General features: G+C 69.4%; 8 protein-coding genes. 3 read left to right on the top strand and 5 right to left on the bottom strand.

The genetic code is table 11. From position 1 onward, the window contains the following. Positions 1 to 328: 328 nt before the first annotated feature. From RPX00_RS09560 to RPX00_RS09545, 4 genes are all read right to left on the bottom strand, one after another. Positions 329 to 862, bottom strand: coding sequence for a hypothetical protein (locus RPX00_RS09560; protein WP_406639124.1), 534 nt, complete (start codon positions 860 to 862; stop codon positions 329 to 331). Between the two features lie 29 nt (positions 863 to 891). Further along, positions 892 to 3,390: a hypothetical protein gene (locus tag RPX00_RS09555; RefSeq protein ID WP_406639123.1), complete on the bottom strand. Its 2,499-nt coding sequence runs from the start codon at positions 3,388 to 3,390 to the stop codon at positions 892 to 894. Positions 3,391 to 3,444: 54 nt separating this feature from the next. Further along, positions 3,445 to 5,073, bottom strand: coding sequence for a hypothetical protein (locus RPX00_RS09550; RefSeq protein WP_406639122.1), 1,629 nt, complete (start codon positions 5,071 to 5,073; stop codon positions 3,445 to 3,447). 1,149 nt (positions 5,074 to 6,222) lie between these two features. Further along, the gene (locus tag RPX00_RS09545; protein ID WP_406639121.1) at positions 6,223 to 6,693 is read right to left on the bottom strand and encodes an NUDIX domain-containing protein; all 471 of its coding nucleotides are present in this window, start codon (positions 6,691 to 6,693) and stop codon (positions 6,223 to 6,225) included. Between the two features lie 521 nt (positions 6,694 to 7,214). Here RPX00_RS09545 and RPX00_RS09540 point away from each other — a divergent pair. Next, positions 7,215 to 8,120, top strand: coding sequence for a hypothetical protein (locus tag RPX00_RS09540; RefSeq protein ID WP_406639120.1), 906 nt, complete (start codon positions 7,215 to 7,217; stop codon positions 8,118 to 8,120). Positions 8,121 to 8,179: 59 nt separating this feature from the next. On the opposite strand, the gene RPX00_RS09535 is transcribed toward RPX00_RS09540, so the two are convergent. Continuing rightward, positions 8,180 to 8,515: a hypothetical protein gene (locus RPX00_RS09535; RefSeq protein WP_406639119.1), complete on the bottom strand. Its 336-nt coding sequence runs from the start codon at positions 8,513 to 8,515 to the stop codon at positions 8,180 to 8,182. 1,008 nt (positions 8,516 to 9,523) lie between these two features. On the opposite strand from RPX00_RS09535, the gene RPX00_RS09530 reads away from it, so the two are divergent. Continuing rightward, the gene (locus tag RPX00_RS09530) at positions 9,524 to 9,994 is read left to right on the top strand and encodes a hypothetical protein (protein WP_406639118.1); all 471 of its coding nucleotides are present in this window, start codon (positions 9,524 to 9,526) and stop codon (positions 9,992 to 9,994) included. A gap of 1,081 nt (positions 9,995 to 11,075) precedes the next feature. After that, positions 11,076 to 11,615, top strand: coding sequence for a pentapeptide repeat-containing protein (locus tag RPX00_RS09525; RefSeq protein ID WP_406639117.1), 540 nt, complete (start codon positions 11,076 to 11,078; stop codon positions 11,613 to 11,615). Positions 11,616 to 11,735: the final 120 nt, after the last annotated feature.

Here is an 11,735-nt window from a genome sequence, read left to right as displayed (position 1 = left end):
TCGCCAGCACGCGCCAGACTACCGCATCCGACCACTGGACACCGGTTGATGCGTGGCCGACCACCGCTATTTGTTCCACGTGGGCGTGCCGAAGGCCCTCGCACGCAACCTCGGAAACGGAGCCGCGGCGGGCGCCAGTTTCTGGGACCCAGACGTGGATGCGGGCGGGCGGCGTCGGCAGGCTGGCCGGGCCGGCGTCTTCTGCGTGACGGGATCAGGAGGATTCTGCCTCGTGCTGCAGATTCGCGCCTGCAGCTTTCGTCGTGTGAGAAGACCCCATCGGCGGTCTACTGCGGCACGCGTGCGCGATGTCGCGGGCGGCCGGTGACTATTGCCCGGACAGGCGTGACTCCTGGCGGGCGGATTCGACCAGCGCGGCGCGTGCACTGTCGAGGACGCTTGCGACGATGCCGGTCATGGGGCGGTAGACGTTCTCGCCCTGGGCGACCGCATACCAGACGCGTGCGGCAACAGGAGCGAGGGTGTCCGGGCCCAGGTTTCCGGTCCATGGTTCGGCGATTCCCTGGTCGAGCAGGTCGGCCATTTGTTCCCTGCTAAGCATGGCGGCTGGTTCGGGAGCGGGGTTCTCGAGAAGCCGGTTGGAGAGGATTCGCCGGACCCGGCTGACGACTTCGTTGATTCGCTCGGCGGGAGGATCGGGCAGGGCGGTCACGTCTTGTGCTTCGCCGAGCGCTGCCGCGAGCCGCGCGGAGGCCGGCGCGTATCCGTTCGCAGCGCTTGTGGACACGTGCCAGATCCGTGCTGCGGTCCAGACGGTTCCGCCGGGGCCGACGGGGTGCGTCCACGGCTGGGCGTGCCCCGTGCGGATGAGGTCGGCCATCCGGTCGCGGCTGATGTGCATGGCTGTGCTTGTCCTTTCGGCGGGCGTGGTCATCGGCTGGTGCGGCGGCCGGTCGGCTGCGGGGGCGCGGGCGCAGGGTGCGGGGGCAGGGTCTGCTGTGCCCGGTCGGCGAGCGCGGCGAGCCGTCCGCGCACTTCCCCGACCGCTTGCAGGGCGGGGATGTCGCGGTCGGCGGTCACCGCGGCGATCGCGCGGCGGGTCTGGGCGGTCGTGCGTGAGAGGGCGGCGTCGTTCACGATTCGCAGTGATGCGGCGACTTTCGCCGGCGACAGTTCCGGGGTGTGGCGCATCGAGTCGATGGCGGCGGCCGACAGCATCGGGTGGTAGGGGAAGGCGAGGCCCTGTGCTTCGCGGATGACCGCGATGTAGTCGGCGGATTGGCCTCGTGCGCGCAGGTCCTGGATGGTGCGCCAGGTGTTGGCGTGCAGCGGGCTGGCGAACACGTCGGGCGGGAGGTGCAGGATTTCCTCCGGGACGTAGGTCATCGTCCCGGCGTGCAGCAGGATGTGCAAGAGGTGCCGTTCGGCTCGGTCCAGCCGGGGGCGGGTGATCGATCGGACGCTGTCGGGCAGCGTCCAGCGCGATTTCTCGCGCTGGGCGATCGCGGTTGCCGCGGCGTGGTCGTCCGCGTCGTCCGGGCCGGTCAGACGGACGGCTTCGACGAGCCGCTCGGTGATCCCCCGCAGGTTGGCGTCCATCGTGGCAAGGTTCTGCACGAGGGCTTCGGTCCGGCGGTCGGCCGGTCGCGTGGGGGTGCGCTGCAGCGGTATGAGCGGTTTTGTGCGTTCGAGCATGGCACCGGCGGCGCGCAGGGCGCGGTAGGTGGCGTCGCCCACCACCATCCGGCCCAGGTGCAGTTGCGTGACGGGGTCGTAGACCGAGCGGGTGGTCGCGGTCCCCGGCGGTGCTGCGGCGTCGAGTTGCCGCAGCAGCCGCAGCGGGTTCGAGACGGTGAGCCGGGTGTATTTCGACGGCGCGGCCAGGAGCGCGGCGTGCAGGGTGCGCCGGTTCTGCCCGGCCACGTGCATCCGGGCCTTGTCGGAGGTGAGGCCGGGCGAGCGGATGTCGAACAGGAGGCCGTCTTTGTGCAGCCCGACGAGGATTTCGTAGGCGGCGCGGGTGTCGGTGGTGGGGAAATCCCTGGCCCGGAGGAACGCGGGCAGCCCTGACTCGCCGAGCGCGGAGGGCGCGTGCAGCAGGCTGCCGAGGAGGGCGTGCTCGGGCGGTCGCGTCGCGTCGTAGCGGTACGGGCGCGGAGGAGGGGCCAGAGGCGCCGGGGCAGCGGGAGCCGGGGAGCGTGCTGTCGGGTCCGCTGCCGGTTCGGCGGGCGGTGGCGGGGAGTGCGCCGGTTCCGGTGCCGGTTCGGCAGGCGGCGGGGAGTGCGCCGGTTCCGGCGAGGGGCCCGGTAGCGGTTCGGGGGAGCGGGGGACGACGGTGGTGGTGACGGTCGGCGCGGCCGGATTGAAGGGGCGGGCCTGGTCGCGCTGCCAGAGGCTCGTCGGGGTGCTGCCGAAGGCCTGGGCCGCGCGGAGGTAGGCGCGGTGAGCGGGGTCGTCGAGGATCCCGGCGGTGTCGAGCGCGATCGCGCGGAGGTGCTCGGCCAGGGTGCGGTCGCCCGGGAACGGCTGCAGCGCCTGGAGCTGTTCGTCGCGGTCCCGGTGGAACCAGTCCTGCAGCCCGATCGCGATCTGGGCGAGGAATTCGGCGGTCCGGCGCGGGTGCGGGGCGTAGAAGACGATCTGCATCGCTTCCGCGTCCGGGGAGTGGCGCTCCGGGTCGGGGATGCGCAGGGCGTGCAGGAGACCCACGAGCGCGTCGCGGACGCCGGAGTCGATCGGCGGCCCGGCGTCGATGCCGGCCAGGCGGTTCTCGACCGCGCGGGCGAAACGGTCCCGGCTGCTGGTGTCCTCGCGGGTGAACCCTTCGGGGAGGTCTGCGCCGGTTTCGACTGCCGGGTACCGCTCGACGGGGTTGTCCAGCACGGCGCGCAGGTCGTCCGCGCGGACCGCGTCGTAGAGGTGCGTCGCGGTCCGCCTGGCGGCGCGCACCTCCCGCGAACCGGGCAGGCCTTCGCCGGGGCGCCCGGACGGCCGGGCGTCGATGCCCAGCTGCTGCCGCAGGTGCTCGGCGACGTCGCGCAGGTGCGCGGACACTGCGTCGGCGCCCGCGTCCTGCAGCAGCCGCGCCGTGTCGTCCTCTTGGGCCGCGCGGTCGAGCCCGGCGTCGGCGAGGGCGTGCAGGGCGTCGACGGTGGCGACCGTCGCGTCGAATTCCTGCGCTGCCCGGCGTGCCAGGTCCGCAGCGGACGGCAGCGCGGCGCGTGCTGCGCGGGCCGCGTAGGCCTCCTGCAGGATCTGCAGGGCGAGCGGGTCGATCCGGCTCGCGGCCCGGGCGACGTCGTCCGGGCCGGGTTCGGCCGGAGCCGCCCGACGGTCGGGCGAGCCGCGGTTCCCGTCCGCGGCGGGGGTTTCCGGCGTCGGTTCGCTCGCGGTGCGCGGCGGTGTGTCGGTGACGGCAGAGTCCGCCATCGTCGTCTCCCCTCTTCGGTCTCGCTGCCTTGCTGTCCGGGTGGCTGGCGGACGTCATCGTCGGCGGGGGAGTTCCTGCGGCGGAGGCGACACCGGCGTCCGGTGCGCGACCGGACGTTGCCGCCGGGCCAGCGCCGTGGTCGCGGCGGCGCGTTCGGCGTCGGTGGCGGCGCGGTCGCCGTGCGCCTGGGCTTGCGCGGCGAGGTCTTCGCGTGCGGGCGTGCCCGGGTCGTCCTGCCGCGTAGCGTGTTCGGCGGCGCGCTTCTCGTCCGTTTCGGCGCGGTCCCGCAGCGAGGCGGCTTCGGCGTCGGGATTGGGAAGCCCGTCCGGGTACTGGATTGCCAGCCGGTCCCGGATCGCCGGGTCGTCGGCGAACTTCGCGGCGATCTCGCGTTCGAACGGCCGCGGGGACGGGCGTTCCCCGCGCTCGGCGGGGGCGCCGAGCATGAGCAGCGCCTGACGGCGATCGGCCGGGTCGGCCGGGTCGAGGCGGGCGGCTTCCTCGGCCAGCGCCTGCTCGGCGGCGGGCTCGGTGATCACCGCGACGGCCTTCGCGCCGTCCTTCCTCTCGTCGGCCTGCTCTCGTTTGGCCAGCCCGCGCAGTTTGCCGTTCAGCCTCGGGTATTTCGCGGTCAGCGTGCCGTCCACTTCGGTGCCCCAGCGCCCGAATCCCAGTTCGGCTTCCAGCTCGTGAATAGGGTTGGCGGGCTGCAGATTGGCCGCCCAGGTCCGCGCCTGCTGCGGGGTCTGCACGTCGCGGATCGAGCGGGGCGCGGGCTCGGCGGCGCTCGGGGCTCCCGGGCCCGGGCGCTGCGCGGGAACGTCCGGCGGGGCGGGCACCACGCGGCGCAGGTAGTTCGGCCGGTCGCGGGCCTGGGTGAGGGCCCAGTGCGCCAGGGCCGGGTGTTCCTCGACATCCGGATCCCACCGCGGAATGTCGCGGATTTGCGCCGCGAGCAGACGCGGGTCCGCCCCGACGCGCCAGCACTCACCGTTGGCCAGCGAGTGCAGCTCGCGCCAGGCCGAATGCAGCGGATGCCGGGGATCGCGGACCACGACCTGGGCCGCCAGGTGCTCGGGCAGCACGTCGCGCAGCGCCGACTCCCACTGGTCCTCGGTCAGCACGAGCGGCATCGCCGTCGGGCCGCCGGCACCGGGCAGGGGCGCGGATTGCACGAACTGGCCCGGCTCCGTCGTCACGGCGAGGGACCACAGGTGGCCGAGGTGCTCCGGGGTGCCGTAGGCGCGCAAATGATGGGTCATCGCGAGCGCGTCCTCGGCGTCCCGGCACGCCAGCATCAACTGCGTCGGTGCCGGGGCTCCGTCCTGCCAGGCAGTGGCCTCGACTCCCCACTGGCCGGTCGGCAACCCGTCCGCGCCGACCAGTTGCGCCGGGACGACGGTGAACGACTCGCCGCCCAGCCGCTGATCCGCCAGCGACGACGGGACCCGGCTGCGCCACTCGGCGATCTCGGCGTCGGTCATCAGCCGCAGCGGCGGGTGCCGTCGCGCGGCGGCCTTGCGCGCGGCGTCCCGGGCATCGGAAACCGCCAGCCGCTCGGCGTGGCGTTCGCGCATGCGCGTCACGGCCTGGGCGATCGCCGCGCTCACCGCGTTGAGCATGTTCGCCCACTGCCACAGTTCTTGCGCGGACAGCGTCAAGCTTGGTACTTCGTCGGACATCGGTCCCCCCGAACCGCTGCCGGGGTCAGATCACCGCCGAGGGGACCTGATCGACCGGCAGGCATGGCTGTTGCCTCACCGTTCATCCCCAGCGCGTTGTTCGCCGCGGCCACCGCGCCGGCACCGGAAGAAGTCCGGATGCCGGTGGGCGCACGGTGACGTGGACCCCTGAGCACGACCCGCCCCCGAAACCGAATGACTACTTAAGGTAGTCGCTGTCGTGGCGTGATCTGCCTGCTCGTCGTTGCTCTACCGGTAGCTTAACCGAAATTCTGCTACGTGGAGTAGCTGAAATCGGGACGGCTGCTGACGAGCTGCGCGCGACGTGGTCGCTCGGCGGCTGCCTGCCCGGCGAAACTGGCCAGGCTGGCCGGCGTCGCCGAGGCGATGCTCAGCGCCGGGAGCACGGACGTGGTTCGGGCGCTGGAGAGGAGGAAGGAGCTGCTCGACCGCAGTCTGTTCCTCGTCTCGAGGGTTGCGGTGCAGGCGGGCGGGTTTCGCGCCGTAGGGTCTGGTCATGGATGCCGTGTGCGGACATTGGATGCGTGCTGCTGGGGTGCCGTGTGGTCGCTCGGCGGGGCATGCTCCGCCTCACCGGCCCGCAGAAGACGACCGCGAGCCGGGGCGTCGCAAGGACCGGCTCTCTCCTGCGGATCGGGCGTACCGGCAACAACTCGGTGTCGCGTCCGGCCAGTCGTTGCCTCCCGCGGCGGGATCCACCCGCGTCGCGGCAGGGGAGACGCCGACGCCGCGCCGGCGGTCTCGCCGCGGCGGCGCTGCGGGGCCGGTGCAGACCAGCGCCGGTGATCAGGCACGCCGGCCGGACCGCCACGGCCGGACGCCCGAGGCGGCGCCGGACGCGGGGTCTTCGACGGTCGTTGCCCGGACTGCGGGCATGTGCAGTGCCTGCCGCGAGCAGTATCCGCCCGGAGCGCGCCTCGGCAGGACCGAAGCAGGCTTGGCTCACGCGGGCTGCGCCGCGTTCGTGGCCGGCACGGAACAGATCCGGTCCGGGGCGACATACCGCAGTCAGCGCGCCTCGACCTGGCGACGCGGTGCGGGGCCGGGGAAGGCACGCGAAAGGTTCTGACGAATTCCGGGATACCGGGCGGATTCGCGTGGCCGCCCGGCATCCCGTCTTCGCGAGGATCACTCGACGGGCAGCCCTGCCATGATGGCTGCCCCCTTGACGATCTCGTGGTGGTCCCAGGGCATCCGCTCGGCCAGCGCGTCGGGGATGCGCCACCAGCGGACGTCCTGGACGTCGTCGCCTGCTTCCACCGGCACCGCCTCGTCCAGCACCGTGTAATAAGAATCGGTCACGTAGTGGCCCTGGCTGTCGGCTCCCTCGTACCGCGACGACGCGGCCGCCAGGCTGTCGATGTCGAGCTGCAGCCTGGTTTTCTCGCGAAGACGGCGCACTGCTTCCGCCTTGGTCCATTCGCCTGGTTCCGCTTTCACTCCGGGGAGCCCCCAGAGCCCGACCGGTTCCTGAGCCCGCTGCGCCAGCAGGACACAGCCGTCCTTCGTGAAGACGACCGCGTTGCCCGCGTGGTGGACCGACTCGCCGGTCGCCGGACGGTCGGTTGCGCCGTTCGGGCTCGCAGTGGTGTCGTTCATGGTGAACTCCGTTGTCTCGCAACGATTCCGATAACCGGACGTGCTTCCAGGCTCACGTCGGTCCGGCAGAGGCGGAAGCTGTTGCACGTTTCCTCGTGCAGCGGCGTCAACCGGCCCCTCGACCAGCGTGGTTTCCAATTCGCTCCCTTCAGGGGCAACCCTCGCCTGGCGGCTGCGCGGGGATGCCCGGTGGTGTAGCGGTGCGTTCGCGCTGCGGATCGATACCGGTGTCCGGTGGAGGTGCGACGTCCCGCCGGAGCCGTGTCGCCATCGGGAACTCGCGCAGGGACTCGCCGCGGCCGCCGCAGGGGGTCGGGCACCAGCATCAGCGGGCAATGCGCCCGCTGCCCTGGCACATCTCGCACGTCTCCTGCGTGACCGGATGCTGGCCGCTGCCGCTGCAGTCTGGGCAAAGCTCTGTGTCACAACGGTTTTCACGGTTCGGCATGCGGCAAAGGCTGCCGTTGACCGCGGTCGGAAACTGGTCCCCAAAATCGGGCTTGTTTCCGACACACCGGGTGGTGACCTGGCTTGGCGCGGGAATGCTGGCCACATTCGACACCGTGCTGCTTTCGATGGTGAACATGCGCGTCGGCTCGAAGGGCGTGCGGCTGAGCAATGTGTACGGCTGGCCGGGCTGGATCGTCGACGTGCGGTTTCCTAGCGCGGGCCGGCCTGCGACGGTCACGGCGATCCCGCCGGCAGGGACCCGGAGCAATGCTCGCCGGCCAACCGATGATCCGGAGCTGGTCGCGCGGCTGGTCCAGGCCGCGCACCTGGAGTTCGGGTGGCTGGGATTCCTCGCGGTCGCGTTGCCCTCCCCGCACAAGAAGAAGCGCGACGGGGTGCGGCTGCGGGCCGAGACGATGGCGATCATGTACGAGTCGGCGAAGGACCAGGGGCTCTCGCCCCGGCGAGCGATCTCCGCGATCTACGGGCTGCCGGTGATCGACCAGGGCGAACGGACGCTGTACTCGAAGAAGCTGCTTCGATGGCTGCATCAAGCCCGCACCACCGTCAATCCCGCGACGGGCAAGACGTATCTGCCCACACCCGAGGAATACGCTGCCGCCCCCGACAAGCCCAAGCGTTGGCCCGGGTCGACCGGCAAGCGTCCGCTGGCACCCCGCAGGGCCGCCCCGATGCTGTCCGAGCCGGTGCGCGAAGGCCGCTGCGCCGGGCAAACACTGACACTGCAGGTCACCCGCGCGGCTCTGCCGTCTCGGCTGAGTCGCTCCGGCGGGCGGGTGGTGAGCGCCGATCTGACAGTCGAAGGCCGCTGGAGCAGCGGCGAGCATCTCGAACTGGAGCCGTTGCGGGAGGTCAGCCCGGATCAAGCTCCGCATCGGGTGCAGGCGCTGGTCCGCGAACTGGAAGCCCGCTTTCCCGGAGCGAAAATCACCGCGGTCGTCCGAAACCCCAGTTAGACGCGCCCAACAATGCGGACGCCCATGCGCCCGACGGTCGCACGCTCAACCGGCCGCGTCTACTCCGAAGGAATGGGCACCGTGTCCAGTGCCTTGATCACGTCGTCCGGGCGGGCACGCGGCTGCCAGAAGTATCCTGCGGCGACATTCGCGATCGCGCTCCGGTACGGCCTGGTCAAGTTCACGTCGTCGGTCAGCGGCAGCTTTCGCAGCGATCGCAGCACGGCTCGCGACACCTGGATCGCCTCGGTGCGCACCGCCTTCGGCTCCGTGGAGTGTGACTGCTTTTCGTCGGGCGGGCTCTCCTCCCGACGGCGAACGGCCTGCCGGAGTGCCTCGGCGAGGATCGCGGTCGCGGCCGCTGCGGCGTGATCTGTCTCCGCGTTGCCCGTCATGCCGTCTCCCTTCCTCCGCGGGGAACTTTACGGCTGAGATCGGGGTCACGGAGGCATGCGGGTACGGATTTCGCAGTCGAGGACGATGCGGTGGCCGTGACGGCCCATGTCCATCGGTATCGGTCTGCCTGACGTGCCTGGACTCGGCCGTCTAGTTCTTCAGGTCCAGCGGGGCGATCCGGCCGGCCGCAACGGACACAGTTCCCGCACTACGACGTCGCTGCCGCCCTTGAGGACCCGTTGGCTGTGTTTCCACCCCGTTGACAGGGCTAAGCCTGTCGGCGAACCCCTTGGCGGCGACGTTGGGGACGTTTGTTGTTCAAATGCCTTGTGATGTCGGCGGCTCGCTCTCGGGCGGCCGTGTCGCCTCCGCGGTCTCGTGTTTCGGGCGGGTGCTGTGCCGCGTGCGCCTCGCGGCGTCTTGCTCGGTGAGCATGCGCGGGTTGTCTTCGAGTCCCGAGACCGGCCGACAGAGCGAAGATCATGCCTCCGGCGGTGGCAGGGCGTTGCATGTGGGTGATCGCGCTGCTGACCCTGGTGCCGTCATCGACGCCTAGGAGCCGTACGGCCGGCGCTGTTCCTCAGGTTCCGCAGGTGCCCATGGACACCATCGAAGATGTACGCTCAGTGCAGCACTCGGTACGGAGAGCGTTGTTGTGAAACAACGAGAAGGGGGATCCGACTGAAATCTGCGTTGCAGCATGGCGGTGGCTGTCAGCCTGGATGGTGTTGCGAGCCCGCGCCGCGCCTGTGATTGAGCGGTGCTGCTCATGTCCGGATGGATGTGAACTCAAGCTTCCGAGGGGGTGGAGCAATGTCACATGAGCGTCACGGTGGCAAAAGAGCCCAGGCAGCGTCAGTCCGTGAGTCGAGGCTGATATGACACAAGGACCCGCTTCCTGGATGGCGTCGGCTGTCGCCTCCCTGGCCCTGGTTGTATCAATTCTTTCTCTAATCCTAGGGCGCAGGTGGAGTTCTCGAACGGCTCGCAACTCTCGACGCCCAATCGTGTCGTTCTTTTTCGACTGCGAAAACGGATGGACTGCAACCAATATCGGAAACGGTCCGGCGTTGCGCATAGTTGTTGCGCATCGGTACCGACATGAAGATTCCGAGTGGGCCTACCCGACACGCTTTCCCGATATGCCAACTGGCGCAGAAGTACGTCTCGGGTGGCTAGGAAAAGCGAATGTGGCAGTCATCGGGGCCTCCTACGAAGACTTCACGACGGACCGGGGCGACACGGTGGGGAACGCATACACTACGATTTGCGCGAACGACGAGAATCGAATGTACGATGGCAGGGCGCTTCCGTCGTGGCAACATGCGCAAATTTATCCGAAATGGCGTCAGGATAGAAAGTCTGAAATCGTCCTGGAGGATATTCTGAAAAACCTGGAAAGTGCACTTCTGGTCGATCGCGGCGGGAATAGCCATGCGAGGAAGGGGCGGCAGGAGTCGCACGGCGATTCGGCCTGAAGTGCGGTTCCTGAAACATTGGTGATGATCCTCCGGCCTCTCCTGGACGATGGGGCTCGCTTGGGCAGGCGCATGTGATCCACGGGACTGGCGGGCTGCCGCAGTCGGCGAGTTTGGGGCCCTTGTTGTTCAAGGCTTTGCGATGCTGGAGGTGCGCCCTCAGTTGACGGCGTCGCCTCTCCCTCATCGGTGTAGGGTCTCATCGCAGACGACATGTGAGCTTCTCTGGCCTGGGCGAGCCTGAACTATCTCACGGCGACGTCACCATGATCAGTCTCAGTGCGCGTGTCACGTCTTCACGCCGAGCCCCGCAGTCTTGCTGTAGCGCGGTTCAGGTGCGTGGCGACGTAGGAAGCATGATCGACACCAAAGATACGGCCACGCCGCTGCCTGCTCCGCCTCCGGACGCCGAGCCGCGGGTGGAGCGGCCTCCGTTGTCTGGGCACCGACTGGTTGCGGCCGCGCTGCTCGGTCTCGGTGTCCTTGGCACGGTGTTCACCGTGATGTGGCTGTGGATCAACACCACGCCGGCAATGGGCGAGCAGAAGACAATCGCGCACCTTGAGGTGTTCAAGACGACTGCGAGCGTGGCGGTCATGCTCGGCGGGCTCGGCGTGCTGTACCTCGCGGCGCGCCGTCAGCGCACGCAGGAAGCCGAGCACCACCACGCCGTGCGAACCGCAGAGATCAACAGGAAGCACGCCGAACGCGTCGCTGCGGCCGCCGAGGACGACGCAGCCCGTCGGCGGGTGACCGATCTCTATGCCAAGGCCGCTGATCAGTTGGGCTCGGACAAGGCACCTGTGCGGTTGGCCGGCTTATACGCGCTGGAACGCGTTGGTCAGGACAACCCCGACCAACGCCAGACCATCATCAAGGTGCTGTGCGCATACCTGCGAATGCCCTACGAGCAGCCCTTACCGGTTACGAGGCCTCGGCAGGACCCGCACAACGATCTGATCCGACAGCAGGTCGGGGAGCAGCGCCCACAGTGGGAAGAACGCGAGGTCCGGCTCACCGCGCAACGCATCGTCACCGACCACTTGGAACTCGTCGCACCGGATGAGGACGACTCGAACTCGTGGGGGCCTCCCCTCTCGATCTCCGCGGTGCGGTGCTCATCGACTTGGACTTGCGCGGGCGCCGGGTCGGTTCCGCTCTGTTCAGCGGCGCACGCTTCATCGGACCCGCGCTTTTCTCCAATGCGTGCTTCACAGAAGTGGCCGGGTTCATGGATGCGGAGTTTCACGGGATCGCTCGGTTCGCGGACACCCGGTTCGTCGGCAACGCGGTGTTTCATTCGACGCTCTTCGCTAAGGCGAGTTCGTTCGCCCGCGCCCGGTTCGAGGGCGTAGCCAAGTTCCGCAGGGCTGTGTTCTGCGGTGACCCTGGTCTCGATGGTGCGGACTTCGCGCTGCCACTCCGGCTCGACCTCACGAACGCCAAGATCGAGTTCGATCTCCACAGTGCCAGCGCACAGTGGGTTCCCGTCAATTCGCCATACCCTCCGGGATGGACCGAAGTGACGGCAGAGGAGCTGGTCAAGGAGGATCGGTGGCGTATCGTCACTCTGGGACCGGCTCACGCCAATCCCGAGTCAGTCGATGACGCCTCGGCATGACCGGCCGTAGCCGCGAGCGACTCCGCCCAGGCGAGAGCAGCAACGTACAGGACGGCCTGTACCGCGTCGTTTGCACCTGGCTCCCACGAGTCCCGGCGCGTCGCCAAGTCCTACCCGAAC

Source organism: Amycolatopsis sp. WGS_07 (genome assembly GCF_045278895.1).
Classification (GTDB): domain Bacteria; phylum Actinomycetota; class Actinomycetes; order Mycobacteriales; family Pseudonocardiaceae; genus Amycolatopsis.
Note: the sequence above shows the minus strand (reverse complement) of the source record. Positions and strands in the feature narration are given on the sequence as shown.